General features: G+C 55.7%; 17 protein-coding genes and 1 tRNA gene. 10 read left to right on the top strand and 8 right to left on the bottom strand.

Annotated features, from left to right (window positions below; genetic code table 11):
- Positions 1-36 precede the first annotated feature (36 nt).
- Both C0U40_RS16575 and C0U40_RS16570 read left to right on the top strand, forming a co-directional pair.
- The gene (locus tag C0U40_RS16575; protein WP_101656929.1) at positions 37-2,799 is read left to right on the top strand and encodes a glutamine-synthetase adenylyltransferase; all 2,763 of its coding nucleotides are present in this window, start codon (positions 37-39) and stop codon (positions 2,797-2,799) included.
- Between the two features lie 64 nt (positions 2,800-2,863).
- Positions 2,864-3,139, top strand: coding sequence for a hypothetical protein (locus C0U40_RS16570; RefSeq protein ID WP_101656928.1), 276 nt, complete (start codon positions 2,864-2,866; stop codon positions 3,137-3,139).
- A gap of 23 nt (positions 3,140-3,162) precedes the next feature.
- On the opposite strand, the gene C0U40_RS16565 is transcribed toward C0U40_RS16570, so the two are convergent.
- Positions 3,163-4,545 carry a M20/M25/M40 family metallo-hydrolase gene (locus C0U40_RS16565; RefSeq protein ID WP_101656927.1) on the bottom strand — a complete coding sequence of 461 codons (1,383 nt, stop codon included), beginning with the start codon at positions 4,543-4,545 and terminating at the stop codon, positions 3,163-3,165.
- Positions 4,546-4,624: 79 nt separating this feature from the next.
- Between C0U40_RS16565 and C0U40_RS16560 the strand changes: the two genes are divergently transcribed.
- Entirely contained in the window at positions 4,625-5,632 is a 1,008-nt protein-coding gene (locus C0U40_RS16560; protein WP_101656926.1) for a M23 family metallopeptidase, read from the top strand.
- An 8-nt stretch (positions 5,633-5,640) separates the two neighbouring features.
- Here C0U40_RS16560 and C0U40_RS16555 read toward each other — a convergent pair whose 3' ends face one another.
- Positions 5,641-5,943 (bottom strand): DUF6477 family protein, encoded by a 303-nt coding sequence (locus C0U40_RS16555; RefSeq protein WP_101656925.1) that lies wholly within the window; start codon positions 5,941-5,943, stop codon positions 5,641-5,643.
- A gap of 206 nt (positions 5,944-6,149) precedes the next feature.
- On the opposite strand from C0U40_RS16555, the gene C0U40_RS16550 reads away from it, so the two are divergent.
- Entirely contained in the window at positions 6,150-7,241 is a 1,092-nt protein-coding gene (locus tag C0U40_RS16550; protein ID WP_101656924.1) for a DUF6456 domain-containing protein, read from the top strand.
- A 3-nt stretch (positions 7,242-7,244) separates the two neighbouring features.
- Here the strand turns inward: C0U40_RS16550 and tpiA are convergent, their stop codons facing one another.
- From tpiA to rimK, 5 genes are all read right to left on the bottom strand, one after another.
- Positions 7,245-7,988, bottom strand: coding sequence for a triose-phosphate isomerase (gene tpiA / locus C0U40_RS16545; RefSeq protein WP_101657130.1), 744 nt, complete (start codon positions 7,986-7,988; stop codon positions 7,245-7,247).
- Positions 7,989-8,131: 143 nt separating this feature from the next.
- Entirely contained in the window at positions 8,132-8,482 is a 351-nt protein-coding gene (locus C0U40_RS16540) for a HesB/IscA family protein (protein ID WP_101656923.1), read from the bottom strand.
- A 137-nt stretch (positions 8,483-8,619) separates the two neighbouring features.
- Positions 8,620-9,843: a glycerophosphodiester phosphodiesterase family protein gene (locus C0U40_RS16535; RefSeq protein WP_180957732.1), complete on the bottom strand. Its 1,224-nt coding sequence runs from the start codon at positions 9,841-9,843 to the stop codon at positions 8,620-8,622.
- A gap of 95 nt (positions 9,844-9,938) precedes the next feature.
- Positions 9,939-10,301 (bottom strand): SUF system Fe-S cluster assembly protein, encoded by a 363-nt coding sequence (locus tag C0U40_RS16530; RefSeq protein WP_101656922.1) that lies wholly within the window; start codon positions 10,299-10,301, stop codon positions 9,939-9,941.
- A 135-nt stretch (positions 10,302-10,436) separates the two neighbouring features.
- Positions 10,437-11,834 (bottom strand): 30S ribosomal protein S6--L-glutamate ligase, encoded by a 1,398-nt coding sequence (rimK, locus tag C0U40_RS16525; protein WP_101656921.1) that lies wholly within the window; start codon positions 11,832-11,834, stop codon positions 10,437-10,439.
- A gap of 66 nt (positions 11,835-11,900) precedes the next feature.
- On the opposite strand from rimK, the gene tgt reads away from it, so the two are divergent.
- The gene (gene tgt, locus C0U40_RS16520; RefSeq protein ID WP_101656920.1) at positions 11,901-13,031 is read left to right on the top strand and encodes a tRNA guanosine(34) transglycosylase Tgt; all 1,131 of its coding nucleotides are present in this window, start codon (positions 11,901-11,903) and stop codon (positions 13,029-13,031) included.
- A 35-nt stretch (positions 13,032-13,066) separates the two neighbouring features.
- On the opposite strand, the gene C0U40_RS16515 is transcribed toward tgt, so the two are convergent.
- Positions 13,067-13,501 (bottom strand): BLUF domain-containing protein, encoded by a 435-nt coding sequence (locus tag C0U40_RS16515; protein WP_101656919.1) that lies wholly within the window; start codon positions 13,499-13,501, stop codon positions 13,067-13,069.
- A gap of 302 nt (positions 13,502-13,803) precedes the next feature.
- Between C0U40_RS16515 and lon the strand changes: the two genes are divergently transcribed.
- From lon to C0U40_RS20120, 5 genes are all read left to right on the top strand, one after another.
- Positions 13,804-16,215 (top strand): endopeptidase La, encoded by a 2,412-nt coding sequence (lon, locus tag C0U40_RS16510; RefSeq protein ID WP_101656918.1) that lies wholly within the window; start codon positions 13,804-13,806, stop codon positions 16,213-16,215.
- Positions 16,216-16,334: 119 nt separating this feature from the next.
- Complete coding sequence (locus C0U40_RS16505) at positions 16,335-16,730, top strand: HU family DNA-binding protein (RefSeq protein ID WP_101656917.1); 396 nt, start codon at positions 16,335-16,337, stop codon at positions 16,728-16,730.
- 12 nt (positions 16,731-16,742) lie between these two features.
- Positions 16,743-16,818, top strand: a tRNA-Val gene (locus tag C0U40_RS16500).
- Positions 16,819-16,969: 151 nt separating this feature from the next.
- Positions 16,970-17,371, top strand: coding sequence for a transcriptional regulator (locus tag C0U40_RS16495; protein WP_101656916.1), 402 nt, complete (start codon positions 16,970-16,972; stop codon positions 17,369-17,371).
- 495 nt (positions 17,372-17,866) lie between these two features.
- Positions 17,867-18,304, top strand: a complete 438-nt coding sequence (locus C0U40_RS20120) for an SLATT domain-containing protein (protein ID WP_145991953.1) — start codon at positions 17,867-17,869, stop codon at positions 18,302-18,304.
- Positions 18,305-18,393: the final 89 nt, after the last annotated feature.

Below are 18,393 nucleotides of genomic sequence, written 5' to 3'. Positions count from 1 at the left end.
CTTGACGGTTATATCCGATCCGCGCAAGGTCCGAGCATGACTTTGGAAACACAGCTAAAATCCGCTCCCGTTCCGTATAATCCCGAACTCGCCGTTGATCTGCTTAACCGGTTCGAAGGGCAAAACGCACGGACCCGAGATCTGGTGGCCGGAATGGCAGGCACCAGCAGCTATTTGCGTGGTCTTTTGCAGCGGGAAGCGGATTGGTTTGAAGCCGCACTCAAACAAGAGCCGAGCGCCTGTTTTGACGGGGTGCTGGCCGCGGTTGATCCCGAGGATGCGGCCGGTTTGGGGACGGCCCTACGGATTGCAAAACGGCGGATCGCTTTGCTGCTTGCGGCCTGTGATCTGGGCGGTGTTTGGACGCTGGAACAGGTCACGGAACATCTGACCCGCTTTGCCGATTTCGCCACCGATACAGCGCTGCGCGCCCAGATCGCCACTCTGATCGCCCGCAAAAAGCTACCGGGTTGCGGACCCGAGGATATTGAAGATTGTGCCGGTATTGTCGTTCTGGCGATGGGGAAAATGGGGGCTTACGAGCTGAACTATTCCTCTGATATCGATCTTATCGTGCTGTTCGATGACGAGCGTCATTCAGACGAAAACATTGATGAAGTGCGTATGGCGTTTCAGCGGGCCACGCGGAATCTGGCGAAAATCCTGTCCGAGGTTACGGCCGATGGATATGTGTTTCGTACCGATTTGCGGTTGCGGCCAAATCCTTCTGTTACGCCGGTTTGTGTGCCAATGGATGCGGCAGAACGCTATTACGAAAGCGAGGGGCGGACTTGGGAGCGGGCCGCCTTCATCAAGGCGCGCCCCTGTGCAGGAGACATAAAAGCAGGGGCTGCGTTCCTGCAAAGGATCACCCCGTTTGTGTGGCGGCGTCATCTGGATTTTGCCGCCATTCAGGATGCCCACGACATGCGGTTGAGGATTCGCGAACACAAGGGGCTGGGCGGGCCGATCGAGATTTCGGGCCATGATATGAAACTTGGTCGGGGCGGCATCCGCGAAATCGAATTTTTTGCACAGACACAGCAGTTGATTGCAGGTGGTCGCGATCCGGAGTTGCGGTGTTCGGGTACCCTTGATGCGCTGGCCGGGCTGGCGCGCAAGGGCTGGGTGCCAGAGGAGGTAGCCGAGAACCTGACAGCCGCCTACCGTGCCCACCGTACTACAGAGCACCGCATTCAGATGCTGCGGGATGCCCAGACCCATGTGATGCCCACCAGTGAGGAGGGGCTAGCGCAGGTGGCAAACCTGTCCGGCTGGGGCGATGTGGCAGGGTTTCTGGCGGATCAGACTGCCCGTCTGCAAGGCGTTCACGACCGGATCGAAACGCTTTATAGTCCTGTGTCGAACGGAGAAACCGCACAAGAAACCGTTGCGCTTGACCCTGCGCTGCGCGAACAGATGGACAGTTGGGCAGCACTTCCTGCTCTGCGGTCGCCGCGCTCTGTCCAGATATTCGAGCGTCTGCGCCCCGAGATCGAGCGCCGTATCGCTGGCGTGAAACGGCCCGATTTCACCCTGCGGCAACTGGATTCCTTTATCCGCCGGCTGCCTGCGGGGGTGCAGCTGTTTTCCTTGTTTGAGGTCAATCCCCAGATACTCGACCTGTTGCTGGACATCTGCTCTACCGCGCCCGGACTCGCGCAATATCTTGCCCGCAACACCGGTGTCTTCGATGCGGTGCTGAGTGGTGCATTCTTTGGCGATTTGCCAGACGCGGAAGGGTATGTGAAAGGCGCCGAGGCAGCTTTGAGCGGTGTGACGGATTATGAGGATGCGTTGAATACGGCGCGTCGCTGGCAGAAAGAGCAGCACTTCCGGATCGGCGTCCTGATGTTGCGCCGTCTGGCAGGACTGGAAGAAGTCGAGCGCGCCTATTCGGACCTCGCCACTGCTGTGCTTCGGGTGCTGTTGCCGTGGATTGAAGGGGATATCATCCGCCGTTACGGACGGTTTGAACAGCAATCCGTGAGCATTCTTGCAATGGGCAAGCTTGGATCGCGCCAGATGACTGCAAGCAGCGATCTGGACCTGATCCTTCTTTATGATGTTGAGGGGGATATGTCAGACGGGCGCAAGGGGTTGTCCGCGCCCCAGTATTTCGCACGGCTGACACAGGCGATGATCATGGCGCTGTCCTCCCCGATGGCGGAAGGGGAGCTTTACGAGGTGGATATGCGGCTGCGCCCCAGCGGTCGTCAGGGGCCGGTGGCCACTTCCATTAACGGGTTTGCGGCCTATCAGCGGGACGAGGCCTGGACCTGGGAGCATCTCGCGCTGACGCGGGGGCGTGTGGTTGCCGGAGAGAGCGCCAAGGTGGACGCGGTGCGCGACACAGTGATCTCCAAAGAACGGCAGCCTGCTCTGGTGCGCGAGGACGTCGCAGCCATGCGTGCGCGGTTGGCTGCAGCCAAGGGCAATCGCGCCTCGGTTTGGGAAGTAAAGGACATTGCTGGCGGTATTCTGGATATAGAATTGATTGCACAGATGGTGGCACTTCTGGAGGGCTGCGATGCCCGTGATCCCCGCGACCAGCTTGCTGCGGCCAAGGATGCGGAGGTTGCTGCTCTTGCAGAGGTGCATCGCCTGCTTTGCACCGTGCAACAAGCGCAAAGGCTAGTGATTGAAGGGCGGTTTGATCCGGACCAGCTTGGCACCGATGGAATGGGGTTTGTGGTCGGATTTGCCGGTTTTGACAGCGCAAAGGCCCTGCAAAAAGAGATTCTGGCGCAATGTTCCCATGCAGAAGCAGTCATCGCGCGTATTCTGGCGGCAGAGTGACGCCATTGGAATTGTTTTTCCCTGTAGCGGCTGCTAACCGGAAAGGCAAACAGGAGGCAGTATCATGGTTTTTAAAGGCAATCTGGATATCGACCCCCGCGGTTTGATCTATGAGGCATACCGTCTTGATATCGGGCCGGAGGAATGTCGCAGCATCTTTCTGGACTGGGCGATGGGCACACAGCTTGGCGCGGATATGTCAGCCATGTTGCAGAAGCTGCTGGATGAATATGCGGGCAAAGCCCCTGATCACGCCATGACGCAGGTATTGCGCGAAGGGCTGCAAAAAATGGACCGTCCCTTGGGGCGGCAAGGCGGGCGGGCACGCCGCGTATCGTAATCGCGGCGCGCCATTGTTCTTGGTTACGTGGCGTTGCGTGACAGGGAATCGAGTATCCTAGCCCAGCTGCGGATGCCTTTGTGGAAAGAGCGCAGATCGTATTTTTCGTTGGGGCTGTGAATCTGGTCATCATCCTGTCCAAAGCCGATCAGCATGGACTCCGTTCCCAATATCTTCTGGAAGTGCCCTGCAATCGGGATAGAGCCGCCACAGCCCACGTAAACCCCGTCATTTTCCCATTCGTCTGACAGGGCGGTGCGGGCGGCTTCAAAGGCGGGATGGGTGATTTCCATATTGGATGCCGGTGCAGCGCCGTAGTCGATGAAATCCACGCTGCAATCTGCGGGCAGATGGCTGCGGATATGTTCCTGAAAGGCAGCACGGATTTTATGGGGGTCTTGCGTGCCGACCAGCCGGAAGCTGACTTTTGCATGGGCCTGTGACGGGATCACGGTTTTAGAACCTTCACCGGTATAGCCACCCCAGATGCCATTCACATCACAGGTAGGACGTGACCAGATCTGTTCTATCGCGGAACGATCCTTTTCGCCTGCCGGAATGCTCAGCCCGACGTCACCAAGAAAGCTTTCGGCGCTCCAGTCCAGATTACGCCATTGCTCGGCCACCTGCTCGGGCAGTTCGGGCACGCCGTCATAAAAACCGGGCAGGGTGACTGCACCGTCTTCGTCATGCAGGGCGGCCAGTGCCTTGTTCAACACGCGGATCGGGTTGCGGGCGGGGCCGCCGAACATACCTGAATGCAAATCCTTGCTTGGTCCGGTGATTGTTACCTGCTGGCCGACAAGCCCGCGCAACATAGTTACGATCGAAGGGGTTTTCGGCGTCACCATACCGGTATCACAGATCAGGGTGATGTCTGATTTCAGTTCCTCTGCGTTTTCCTTCAGGAAGGGAACCAGAGAAGGGGAACCGGATTCCTCTTCGCCTTCAAAGAAGATCGATACCTTTACAGGCAGCGATCCGGTCACGGCTTTCCATGCACGACAGGCTTCCAGAAAGGTCATCAACTGGCCCTTGTCGTCCGAAGAACCACGACCGCGGATCACCTTGCTGTTCGGGGTGTCCTCGATTGCGGGCTCAAACGGTGGATTGTCCCAAAGGTCAAGCGGATCAACGGGTTGCACATCGTAGTGACCGTAGAATGTGACGTGAATGCCGTCCCCGTCCTGATGGCCGATCACCATCGGGTGGCCGGGTGTAGGCCGTTTGGACGCGTCAAAGCCCAAGCTCTCCAGATCCTTAACCAGCCAGTTCGCAGCTTTGTCGCACTCTTCCTTGTAAGCGGAGTCAGTAGAGATCGACTGGATGCGCAGCAGGTCCAGCAGACGGTCCTGTGCCTTGTCCTGATCAGCGTCAATATGGGCGAGAACGGAGTCGAGTGACATCATTTGGCCTTTCGGTGTTTGTATTCGGATTGGAAAAACTACACACTGTTTCCAAGCGGAGTTAAAGGGCAATTGGCGGATGAAGTCTGAAATCTTGAAACGGCTGGCCAAAGTGGTTTTTCTGGGCGTTGGCATGGCTGGCGGTACGGGAGCCTGGGCCGATCCGATGCTTCGGCAACCCATTGACTGTAGGCTGGGTGAAACCTGTGAAATCCAGCAGTTTATGGATCACGACACTGGAGAAGGCAGCCGTGATTTTGCCTGTGGTATCGCCAGTTACGACGGGCATAAAGGTACTGATTTCCGTGTTTCCGTGCCAATGATGGACGAAGGCGTTGCCGTGCTTGCCGCAGCAGACGGGGTGGTTCTCGGCCTGCGCGATTCCATGACGGACCGCCGGATTGTCCTGCCCGAAGACCGTCAGGCTGTGGAGGGCAAGGAGTGTGGTAACGGTGTGGTATTACGCCATGCAGAGGGTTGGGAAACCCAGTACTGCCACATGAAGCTCGGTTCCTTGCGTGTACAAAAAAGGCAGAAGGTAAAAGCCGGTGATCCTTTGGGAGAGGTCGGCCTGTCAGGCAAAACCCAATTCCCGCATCTGCATCTTTCGGTGCGCAAGGACGGGATTCCGGTGGACCCGTTCGCGCCGGAATTTGACGGGGAAACATGTGCTTACAGCGCGACCGGCACGCTTTGGGAAGACAGCTTTGCGCAGGCTTTTACCTATCAGCCTGTTAAGGTCATCGACCTTGGTCTGGCCGATCGCGCCTTGGATATGCGGGATGTGGTCGACGGGCGCTGGTCTGATTTTACCATCGAAAAAGATGCGCCTCTTGTGGTCTACGGGCTGGCTGTGAACGGGCAGGAAGGGGACCGGATGCAATTGGTGCTGGACGGTCCCGCAGGCAATATCGTGGACATAACGCAAGATGGCTTGGCCAAGCCGCAGGCGCAGTGGTTCGCTTTTGCTGGCAAGCGCCAGCCGGCCGGTGGCTGGGGGCACGGCAGCTATGGGATGACAGTACGCGTGTTGCGCGATGGTGCCATCCTGCATGAACGCAGCAGTACGGCTGAATTGGCGCCCTGACGACCGGATCAGCCGTGCTTTACGACCCTGAGGCTGGAAACCGGCAGGCGAAATTCCCCCAATAGCGCTGTCAGAACACGGATGTGTTTCTGGATGCTGTAACCCGCCGCGCCATCTCTGCGGTCGGTCTCTAGCAGAGCCTCGCGCCGGAGCAATGTCTCTATTGCAAACTCGCGCGTCGGCGTGCGGCTGGTTCCGGTGATGAAGCGCAAATCGGCATCCCGCCGGTAATGAGCCAACCCCAATCGGGCGGCGCTAATCAAAATCTTCGGACGGCGCAAATTGCTTAATATTTCGTGTGATTCGGGCATGATAAATTCCTTTCACGCCCTGCTTAGGCACAAAACAACAACCGTTGCGCGAAACAGGTTTCTGCGAACTGTGGGTAAACTTCAATTTATCCTTTGGAAACAATACATGTGTTTTGTGGATAACTTTAACAAAGTTTTCAACAATTCAACCATTAGTGGATGTGGCCCTCGCTATTTCAGGGTAAGCAAAACATGGAACCACGCGAATGCAGAGACAGTACAAACAACCAGAACCGATTAAGCCACGTGGAAATCTTGAAGAAGCCGCCGCCAGTTATCTGGCACATGTGGTTAACGGAGAGAGTATCAGATCCATTGCACAGGATAAAAATGTGCATCCCTCAACCATCATGCGGCGCATCCGCAAGATAGAATCCCTGCGGGACGATCCGGTTCTGGATCAATATCTTAACAGCGCCGTTGTAAGGGGCGAAAAGAGTGTTGCACCCTTGCGCCCCGCACTGGCCGGGACCGGTCCGGAAACGATGTCGGCAGGGGAAAAGACCCTGCTACGAAGGCTTGGGGAAACCGGATCTCAACTGGTGGTGTCTAAAGGTCTGAAAAAGGCCATGGTGGTGCGTACCAATCCCGATCAAACCCAGAGCCGTACGGCCGTAGTAAACGCCCATCTGGCCGGTTCATCCGTGATAAAGGACTGGCTGCGTTGCGTGAAAACCGGACGCGTCTCGCTTTACGAGATTACCGATGCGGGACGCGCAGCGCTTAAACGTGCGATTGCGCAGGATACGGTAAAGGGTAAGTCACCACAGGAAACCGGCCCATCGCCGGACGTCTTTAGCGAACAGCACAAGGAGTGGGGAGAAAGGGTGATCCACGATCCCGATCGGGGGACGGAGCGCAAAAGGGTTAATCTGCGGGAGAGCCCGTTAACCGTGCTCGGGCGCAAGAAGGACCGATCTGGCGTCCCATTCCTGAGCGGAGAACTGATATCGGCGGGCGACCGGCTACGTGAGGATTTCGAACTGGCGCAAATGGGGCCGCGGGTCGGGCAGAACTGGGACCGTTTCCTGACCGGCGGGCAACGGGGCAGTTTTAACAACAGCAGCGGCGGGTCCAATGCGGCGCAAGAGCGGCTGAGCGCTGCTCTTTCAGCGCTCGGGCCGGGGCTGGCCGATATCGTCCTGCGGTGCTGTTGCTTCCTTGAAGGGCTCGAAAACGCAGAGAAAAAACTTGGGTGGTCCGCGCGCTCGGGCAAGATCGTTTTGCGCATCGCCCTGCAGCGGCTGCTGTTCCATTACGAAACAGAGGCCAATGGCGATTCCCGCCTGATCGGTTAAGGATCAGGCGTCTAAAGCGTTTACAATGTGGGAAAAATCGGACGCTTTCAAAGATGCGCCGCCCACAAGCCCGCCATCCACATTTGCGATCCCCGCAATGTCACCGGCGTTCTTGGGGTTCATGGAACCGCCATAAAGAATCCGCATGTCTTGCGCATCCGCTCCGAACCGTTTCACCAGTGCATCACGGATAAAGCTGTGCACCTCACCGATTTCTTCCAGTGTCGGGGTCTTGCCGGTACCAATGGCCCAAACCGGTTCGTAGGCGATAACAAGGTTGTTCGAAGTGGCGCTATCTGGCGTGGAATCTTGCAACTGGCGGCCAACCACTTCCAGCGTTTGACCGGCTTCCCGTTGGTCCAGAGTTTCACCGATGCAGACAATCGCGGTCAGGCCGGCCTCCCAAGCGGACAGGGTTTTGGCCCGTACCAGCGCATCGGATTCACCGTAAGTTGCACGCCTTTCAGAGTGCCCGAGAATAACATAGCTGGCACCCGTATCCGCCAGCATTGGCGCGGAAATATCGCCTGTATGGGCGCCGGCGGTGTTTTCGTGGCAGTCCTGTCCGCCCACTTCGATCTGCATGTCGTCACAGACTTTAACCATAGAACGGATCAGCGTAGCAGGAGGGCAGATGACAATGTCACAGGTCGCTTCGGGGCAGGCGGCGTGCAGGGCGCGCACCTCGTCCAGTGCCTGACGCAGGCCATTCATTTTCCAGTTACCGGCAGCAAGTTTCTTTGGCATGTCGATCCGTCCCATCCCGTTGATATATCTGCCCTTTGCACGGGCGCTTCGGGATCATTTACCGCAAAAGCGGCGGGACACCAAGGGTGTTGGCCGCCGCCTTGTGCAGAATAGGACGAAAATGTCTTCGGGCGGAACTTGGGTCACATGCCTTCGAACTTGATGGATTCGCCACAGCCGCAGGCTTCGGTCACATTGGGGTTGTTGAACTTGAAACCCGCTTCCAGCAAGGAAACCTCATAATCGATTTCAGTGCCGAACAGGAACATCTGGGCCATTGGTGCGATCATCACGCGGGCACCTTCCTGTTCTACCACTTCGTCCATCGGGTCCACTTCGTCCACGTATTCCATCGTGTATTCCATACCCGCACAGCCGCCCTTCTTCACGCCGATGCGCAGGCCCTTCTTGTCGCCTGCATTCATCAGTTTGACGATTTGCGCTGCTGCCTTGTCGGTGATCGACACAGCTTGTTTTCCAGGAATTCCAAACATGTCAGTCTTTCGAAGCTTGTTACGGGACTAATATAGGGGCTCCCCACAAAAAGAGAACCCCGCAGCGGACTGCGGGGCGCATTGGTAACGCGACTGTGCATGAAGGACAAGCCCGTGTGACAGTCGGGCAGGGGGGATCAGCTTGGGCTGCCCAGTCCCATGCAGTTTGCATAGTAGGTTGTCGTCGCAGGCCAGTCAGAGAACATACCTTCGATGCCAACCTGTTGTGCCAGCACGTCCAGAGCCTCAAAGTACATACCGTCGGTGGTTGTCGCATCCTTGATGGATTTGAAGTACCAGCCGCCGCCATTGGCCAGCGGGCCGGACCGTTCCAGAGACCAGGCGATGATCTTCAGATCTGCGGCCTTGGCCTCTTTCGCATAGGCGCTTGGTACAACCTGACCGTCTTCCAGTGTCAGCAGCATCCAGATCGGAGGGGCAACATAGTTTACACCCATCTCTTTCAGCTCTGCCATTGTCGGCTTGAAGGTTGCCGGATCATTCGGGTCGATCAGGCCTTCGTCATCGTCATGGGCTTCATAGCGGTCGTCTAGATATACAGCCTGTTTGCCAAATTCCGGTTCGTTTTCAACCCAGTAAAGCACATCGCTCAGGTTGAAGGACTGGGCCCAGACATCGGAAGCAGGAACACCCGCCGCTTTGTATTCGTCGATCATCTTCTGGGCATAGTCTTCTTGGGTGAAGCCGTTGAAGGGCATTTCAACCGAAGGCGCTTTCAGTTCAGGAGTGAATTTCACGTCCAGATCCTGCATCAGAGCAATGGATTCGGCGTGGGTCATCAGGGTGCCTTTGGTGGCATAAAGATCTGTCCGCCAGCCAGCAGTTCCGTCCAGATATTCCTGCGCGGAAGCGGCTTTTTTGTTAGCACCGTCCATTTTGGCATTCAGGGTTTTGAACTCGGCCAGTGTGATATCAGAAGCGCGGCATTCGGCTTGCGCTGCGTCATCGCCGTTGGCAGCTGCAAACGGAGTGGTGCATTTGCTGCCAAGATCAGCCGCTACGATGTTTGTCGTTGTGTGCAGGTCGTTTTGCGCGTGGCGACACACCAGTTCCTTGTCAGCGGTGAAAGTCACATCGCATTCAACAATTCCCGCGCCCATCAGCGCAGCAGCCTTGTAGGATTCGGCAGTATGTTCGGGGAACATCAGCGGTGCACCACGGTGACCGATGGAAAAATCGTGCTTCTGGAAATCCATTCCGGCGCAGGATTGCAGTTTTGTTTTCAGCGCACCCTCTGCCATCTGGTCAATCAGATAGGCTGGGCGCGGGCCGAGTTGTACGGATTGTGCCGCCGCAATTGCGGGCACAAGTGAAAGGGCAAGTGTAGTCAGACGCAGCATCAAAGTCTCCTGTATTCACTGGTGGCGCCTATGTGGCGGCCCTGTGTGACAGGATGTCGGCGGCGGGGTAAACTTTGTGTAAACTTATGGAAAAGTTACATAAAGCCCAGTTCAAGTCGTGCTTCGTCGGACATCATATCCATGCCCCATTGGGGTTCCCAGACCAGTTGCACATTGGCAGCCTGCACGCCTGGCACAGCCATGACAGCGTCTTCAACCCAGCCCGGCATCTCTCCGGCAACAGGGCACCCGGGCGCTGTAAGCGTCATCAGGATATCCACAACACCTGCATCGTCGATTTCAATGGTGTAGATCAGCCCCAAATCAAAGATATTCACCGGAATTTCAGGATCATGCACGGTGCGGCATGCCTCGGTAATGGCTTCGTGCAACGGATGGTCCGTCGTCGATGGCTTGATCAGGGGTTGACCTTCGAGGTGTTGGTTTTCGGCGTTCATGACAAGGGGCCTGCTGTTTTATTCCTGACGGTTCTTATATGGAATCTAAGGCGGAGTGTCCAGAATGCAAGAAAACCGGACCTGCGGCGTTTCAGCCCTGTTTCCAGACGGGAACAGGGCGAAGCGGCGGTCGGCTTAGATGGACTTGCGGGTGCGCGTCGGGCGCACGTTGCGTTCAATGTGGTCCATCAACTTTCCAGCCACATTCCGCTGGCTCGCTTTTTCGATACCTTCAAGACCGGGAGAAGAGTTCACCTCCAGTACTTTCGGGCCCTCCGAAGAACGCAGAAGATCGACGCCGGCAAAATTCAGCTTCATGGCGCGTGCTGCCCGGATGGCTGTTTCCCGTTCTGCCTTGGTGATTTTGACAGCTTCGGCCACGCCGCCCTGATGCAGGTTGGAGCGGAATTCACCGGCGGCGGCCTTGCGCCGGATTGCAGCAACCACCTTGCCGCCGATCACCAGACAGCGCACGTCTTCTCCGGCGGCTTCCTTGACGAAATGCTGCACCAGAAAATCCGCTTTCAGACCGCGAAAGGCGGAAATCACACTCTCTGCAGCTTTCTGGGTTTCGGCAAGCACCACGCCCTTGCCTTGAGTGCTTTCCAGCAGTTTCACGATCAGCGGTGTGGAGCCGGCAATGGAAATCAGGTTCTTGGTGTCTTTAGGGGATGAGGCAAAAGCCGTTGTCGGCGTGCCGATCTTGTAGCTGGCAAGGATCTGGTGCGCGTGCAGTTTATCGCGGCTGGAAGTGATCCCGTCAGAGCCGTTGACACAATAGGTGCCGATGGTTTCGAACTGGCGCACCACTGCCGTGCCATAAGACGTGATCGAGGCACCGATGCGCGGAATGATCGCGTCATAACGGGGCAGGATCTTGCCGTCGTAATGGACTTCGGGCGCCGTAGTGCGGATGTTCATATAACAGCGTGTGGTGTCGATGGTTTCAATCACATGGTCGCGGGATTCCGCCTCCTCAATCAGGCGGCGGGTGGAATAGTTGTTCGGCTCTCTTGTCAGAATCGCAATGCGCAACGGGCGTTTTGGCACGTTTGCTAGCGTTTTCTTGTACAAATCGAACGAAAGCTCCGGTTGGTTAAAACCTTCGGCGGGGTTGATCGTCGTGCCCGCAGGGAAAGCCTGACGTCCCAGAAGCATCCGGTAGGCCATATTCTTGCGATCAGACAGGGTCACTTCGATCGGCCAGGACTGTTCGCCAAAGCGTACAGTTGTCTGAATTACGATACGGGATTCCCGTTCGCCGTTCGAACTGGTCACTTCGCGCTGGTCAATCACATCCGCCGAGCAGATAACATGGATATCGTCCCGTTCGGGAATTGGGTTGATACCAAAGCGCACTCTCGGGCGGGAGGTCGTGCCGAATTTCTCGATATTGAAGGCGTGAAGCGCAGAGGTTCTTGCACCTGTATCCACTTTGGCCTTCAAGGCCGGAAGGCCAAGGTCGGGCAGGGAGAGCCATTCTTCCCATCCAAGAATAAACGGTGTGTCGCTGTTGTTTTCTGAATCTGCCATCTTTTGTCCCCTGGTCCCCTGTCACTTTACGCTTGATTTTGTGGGCCATAGCGGTAGAGGGGCGCTATGTCTAACACATTCGGTTTCAACATTTCCGCCCGCCAAGGTCGCGCCCGCACGGGTGTTGTGTCAACACCCAAAGGCGAAATCCGTACACCGGCTTTCATGCCTGTCGGTACAGCGGCCACAGTAAAGGCGATGATGCCAGAGAATGTCCGCGAAACGGGTGCGGATATTCTGTTGGGCAACACGTATCATCTGATGTTGCGTCCCGGAGCGGAACGGATTCACAATCTGGGCGGGCTGCACCGCTTTATGAACTGGGACCGCCCGATCCTGACAGACAGTGGCGGGTTTCAGGTGATGAGTCTGACTGATTTGCGCAAGCTGACAGAAGAAGGTGTGAAATTCCGCAGCCATATTGACGGCTCCGAACATAATCTGACGCCGGAACGGTCTATGGAAATCCAGAAGTTGCTGGGCAGTGACATTGTCATGTGTTTTGACGAATGCCCCGCCTTACCTGCGGATCGCAAGCGGATTGAGGAGAGCATGCAGCTTTCCATGCGATGGGCGCAACGGTCGCGGGATGCCTTCGGGGATCGTCCGGGCTATGCGCTGTTCGGTATCCAGCAAGGCGGTCTTGAAGAAGACCTGCGGGCCCAAAGCGCCGAGGCCTTGCGCAGCATTGAGTTTGACGGTTACGCCATTGGCGGTCTGGCGGTCGGGGAAGGGCAGGAGGCAATGTTTGGCTGTCTTGATTATGCGCCCGGTCAACTGCCCGAGGATAAACCCCGCTATCTGATGGGCGTGGGCAAGCCGGATGATATCGTCGGCGCCGTGCAGCGCGGGGTGGATATGTTCGACTGCGTATTGCCGAGCCGTTCAGGACGTACAGGGCAGGCGCAAACCCGCATGGGGGCAATCAACCTGCGCAATGCCCGCCACAAGGACGACCCGCGCCCGCTGGATGCGGACTGCTCCTGTCCGGCCTGCGCGAATTACTCCCGCGCCTATTTGCACCATGTGATCAAATCCCAAGAGATCATCGGTTCCATGCTGCTGACGTGGCACAATCTGCATTATTATCAGGAACTGATGGCAGGTTTGCGTGATGCCATTGCTAGCGGCAGCCTTGACGACTTTGTTGCAGTCTTTCATGCCCGCCGCGCGCAAGGGGATATTGAACCCTGCTGACGGGCCTGTCCGGTTTTCAGAACAGCGTCTAAAAGTCAGCCCTTTTTTTCTTCTACCTCGAAGATCTGGCGCAACAGGCCGGCGTTTGCCACCATGAACACCACCAGATCGAAAGGATCGGCGGATTTGATGGCAAGCTTTGTGTCCTGAATTTCCAGAAGATCGCTAATGGCGAAAGTGCCTTGCTCCACCATGCCCATCTGCCAGTCGGGCAGACGACGCGTGGTTAGCGGCCCTTCGTCGAGAACTTCAATATCCTTGTGGCGCCAGTCTTTTTCAAGCCGGAGCATCAGATCTTGAATCTTGTCCTGCGGGCCCTCCAGATACTGCACAAAATTGTCCTGCTCGCGGTGGAGAAAGCCGGTGATATCGTCCCGTTTGTTGCACCGGTAACTTGCAATCAGAATGGCGTCATGTTCGCTCGAATTGCGTGGAATCAGCGCGGAACTTTGGTAAATCAGATAATACAATAGATGGCTTCCTTGTGACGCAAAGTCAGAGTTTAACCGTTTGCGGGCGGAAAAATACCGGATTTCACCCAAATACTAGGCAGTGTCCTGCGTTGCTGCAATAGGAAGCTTCCGGAAACGGAGTTTTTCGCGCCTGTGTACTTGCAGGCGTTTCCACATCGCGTCAGAATGGTCTCCAATAAATTCGGCGGTGCTTGACGATCCTGCTGTCAGATACCACATACAAAGACCGAGAAGAGAAGAAGCGGTGTGTTGCTGGTAATCCGGGGCCTGATGCTTCTTGCTAAATAAAGGACGATAATATGACTAACGCGAGCAGCGTTTCTTACCCAGTACTCCCTCTGCGCGACATTGTGGTGTTTCCACACATGATCGTTCCACTTTTCGTTGGACGTGAAAAATCTGTTCGTGCGCTTGAAGCGGTGATGGCCGACAATAAGGAAATCCTCCTGTCCAGCCAGATCGACCCGTCCGAGGACGAGCCGAGCGCTGACAGCATTTACGAGACCGGTGTTCTTGCGTCTGTGCTGCAACTTCTCAAACTGCCGGACGGCACTGTAAAAGTGCTGGTCGAAGGCCGTGAACGTGTGCGCATCACAGAATATCTGGACAACCCGGACTATTTCGAGGCCAACGCAGAAATACTGCAAGAGTCCGTGCGCGAGCCTGAAGCTCTCGAAGCGCTCAGCAGTGCGGTTGCCAAGGAATTTGACCGCTACGCCAAGCTGAACAAGAACGTACCCGAAGAAGCCCTGAGCGCCGCCGCCGAGAGCGACAGCCCCGCGAAACTGGTTGATACCATTGCGGGCCATCTGAATGTGCGGGTGGACCAGAAACAGGAACTTCTGGAAGAACTGGACCTGTCGGAACGGCTGGAAAAGGTATTCGGCCTGATGCAGGGCGAAATGTCCGTTCTTAAAGTCGAGAAAAAGATCAAATCGCGCGTCAAAAACCAGATGGAACGCACCCAGCGTGAATACTATCTGAATGAACAGATGAAAGCGATCCAGCAGGAACTGGGCGACGGCGAGCAGGGTGGCGACGAACTCGCCGAACTAGAAAGCCGCATCGCGGAAACCAAACTGTCCAAGGAAGCCAAGGAAAAGGCCGAAGGCGAGCTGAAGAAGCTGAAGCAAATGTCCCCGATGTCTGCTGAAGCCACAGTTGTGCGCAATTATCTGGACTGGATGCTGTCGATCCCGTGGGGCGTGAAATCCCGTGTGAAGAAAGACCTGAACCGTGCACAGGATGTGCTGGATGCAGATCACTACGGTCTGGAGAAGGTCAAGGAACGGATCGTCGAGTATCTGGCCGTTCAACAGCGTAGCGCCAAGCTGAAAGGCCCGATTCTCTGCCTCGTGGGTCCTCCGGGTGTGGGTAAAACCTCGCTGGGTAAATCTGTTGCCAAGGCGACAGGGCGGGAATTCATCCGTATTTCCCTAGGTGGTGTACGTGACGAAAGCGAAATTCGTGGGCACCGCCGGACTTATATCGGCTCCATGCCGGGTAAGATCATCCAGGCGATGAAAAAGGCTAAAACCACCAACCCGCTGATCCTGCTCGATGAAATCGACAAGATGGGGCAAGACTTCCGTGGCGATCCCGCATCCGCCATGCTCGAAGTTCTCGATCCGGAGCAAAACGCGACCTTCACAGACCATTATATGGAAGTGGAGTATGATCTCTCGAACGTTATGTTCCTGACCACGGCGAACAGCTATAACATGCCTGGCCCGCTTCTGGACCGGATGGAGATCATCCCGCTGTCCGGCTATACCGAGGACGAAAAGACCGAGATCGCCAAACAGCATCTGATCAGCAAGCAGATCAAGAACCACGGCCTGCGGAAAGGTGAATTCGAAGTCGAAGACGCCGCACTGCTGGATATTGTGCGCACCTATACCCGTGAAGCCGGCGTGCGGAACCTTGAACGGGAAATGGCCAAATTGTGCCGTAAGGCCCTGACAAAAATCGTGAAGGGTACTGAAAAGGCTGTCGTTGTAACGAAAGACAATCTGGAAGAGTTTCTGGGGGTCAAACGGTTCAAATACGGTCTTGCAGAAGAAGAGGATCAGGTGGGTGTTGTCACCGGTCTGGCCTGGACATCCGTTGGTGGCGAGTTGCTCTCGATCGAGGCGCTGAAACTGCCAGGAAAAGGCCGGATGAAGACCACCGGCAAGCTTGGCGATGTGATGAAGGAAAGCATCGACGCGGCCAGCTCTTTCGTGCGCTCGATCAGTCCGGATGTTGGCGTGAAGCCGACCGAGTTCGAGAAGATCGACATTCACGTACACGTTCCCGAAGGGGCAACCCCGAAGGACGGCCCGTCGGCAGGTGTAGGCATGGTGACATCTATCGTGTCGGTCCTGACACAGATCCCCGTCCGTAAGGACATCGCCATGACAGGCGAGGTCACCCTGCGCGGGAATGTGTTGCCCATCGGTGGCTTGAAAGAGAAACTTCTTGCAGCGCTTCGCGGCGGGATCAAAACGGTTCTTATCCCGAAAGACAACCAGAAGGATCTGCCGGAAATCCCTGACAACGTGAAAGACGGGTTGGAAATTATTCCGGTGAGCACCGTGCGGGAAGTGATCAAGCATGCGCTGGTGCGGGAACCCGAAGCGATTGAATGGGACGAAGCTGCCGAAGAGGCCGCCGCAGCAGCGGCGCTGAAATCGGCATCGGGCGGGGACAAGCCGACCGTCGCCCATTAAGCGGATCGCACAAGTGAAAACTATCTGGCGCCACAACCATGTTTATGGTTGTGGCGCTGGTGTTTTGGACCAATACTTCCCTGAACGTAACTGAAATCACAATGTAAAGAGGCACCAGCGTGGCTACTTCGACGACATCAACAACCGACCAGACCGACGCGATTGAGACTGACGAAACCGAATCCGCAACCGTTGTGGAAACAGTGGCCGAAGCCGCAGAATTTGACGGTAAGATTCGCAAGAAAGACATCTATGACCATGTGACCGTTGCCACCGGCCTGCGGAAACGGGAAGTGCGCGAAGCGGTCGACGCAACTCTGGCCTATTTCCACAAATGTCTGAGCGAAGGACACGATCTGCAGGTGCCGCCCTTGGGGAAAATCCGCAGTATTGCCCGGGGTGACGGTGAAAATGCCAAACTAATTCATAAGGTTATGCTGCAAAAAGCCAAATCCGAGAAAAAAGATGACGATGAGGGTAATTCTCCTCTTGCAGACCCCGGAAACGCCGATTAAAAGGCCGCTATCGGGTCGTTAGCTCAGTTGGTAGAGCGCTTCGTTTACACCGAAGATGTCGGGAGTTCGAGCCTCTCACGACCCACCATTTACTCAAGCACTACCAGCAAAAGCCCCTGCATCGCGGGGGCTTTGTGCGTTGTAAAGCTTCAAAATGGCCAGCAAACATAATCCGCGTCAAGCTTTCGCTATCGAACAAGGCGAGCAGCAAATACTGCGCAAGTTTTGTAAGGATGGCCATGAGCAAGAAACCACACGAAAACACTGAGCTGGCAAAATACGTTTCGCGTCGCGTTCTGGAGTTGAAATCCAGAAAGTCGCAAAGCGAGATTGCGAGGGAAGCCGGTTACCCGAACCCTGATATGGTTACCATGGTCAAGAACGGCGCAAGCAAACTCGCGCGGGCCCGTGTTCCCAGTATGGCAGCCGCTCTCGAGTGTGATCCGGTGTTCCTGATGGGCATTGCTCTGGAGCAGGCCGTCGGGCACGCAGGCGCCAAAGCTATTCTCGACATCTTCGGGACGCCGGTGACGGAAAACGAACTGGGGTGGCTGGAGGTAATCCGCCTCGCATCGGGAAATAGCGATCCACGGTTGAGTGCGCGGTCACGGGCGGCGCTTCTCGCGATCTTTGGGAAGTAAGCGGGGCGGGGGCAAGTGCATCGGGTTCTGCAATTGCTGCTTTGTCTCAATTGGCGCGGGGAAATTACTTTTGCATCCAACACGTCCATGTCGCGTAACCGGAGTGTTTCGGAGGCAGCGCTGCATGGCTGATGCTGCATGGCTGATAATGTGCTTGCCTCTGATTTCCGAGGAACGGATTTTTATTGGTTCAGCTTAAGAGTGTGATGGTTCTTTCTATCCAACGGGCAGCTGTCTTCTCTTTGCCGAGAAAGGGGGAGCCGGATTGCAAAAATCGCGTGAAGTCGCTGCGGCTGTACCAATGGTTGCTTACGGCCCTGAGCGGACCTTGATTATCACCATTGACGCTGCAATGCAGTATCCTAGGAACGGACTTTATGCGCCTAACGCTTGGATGATGGTTATGTCACGTGACACAGTGTATTTTCCATCTTAGACTAGTGATTAAAATCTGGCTTGTTGCAACAAAAAGTCAAACAGGTTGGGAGCACAGAATTGGCGCATATCAATATGCAACAAACCGAAAACACGAACCCAAGTGCAACCACAGGCCAGCTTAATGAAGGTCGAAAACTCCATCTAAGAATGAAAACTACAAAGAGTAATCGTTTCAACTGCGCAAAGCGGCTCGAAAAGAAAGCCCGGAATCAATCTTTAGTTCTCAATTTTCTTTCATTCCTAACGGTTATCTCTAAGATATATTTACTTGCGTTCGCTAGTGACTTGACGATCTCTGGTGCACAGTTCGTTGGTGTCTTTTCCATCGGTGTTTCGGTGGTTTCAATTTTACTATCTCAACAAGACCCCGTTCGAGAAATATCGAGAAGAGCAGCAGACGCCCATAGATGCGGGCGAGAAGTTAGCCACATCTACCGCGAATTTAAAGGTGGTGAATTAGAAACTACCGCCGCTTCAGATGAATATGAGAAGTGAGCTGCTCCCCATTTGTCGGACAGGATCTGGCGTAAATTAAGCTACTCTCTGCTCCTGCTGATCGGGTTGTGTTCTGTCATTTCTCAGCC

It is taken from the genome of Neptunicoccus cionae (genome assembly GCF_002860325.1).
GTDB classification, from domain to species: domain Bacteria; phylum Pseudomonadota; class Alphaproteobacteria; order Rhodobacterales; family Rhodobacteraceae; genus Amylibacter; species Amylibacter lutimaris.
The sequence above is the reverse complement of the archived record's forward strand: the minus strand, read 5'-3'. Positions and strand labels throughout refer to the sequence as shown.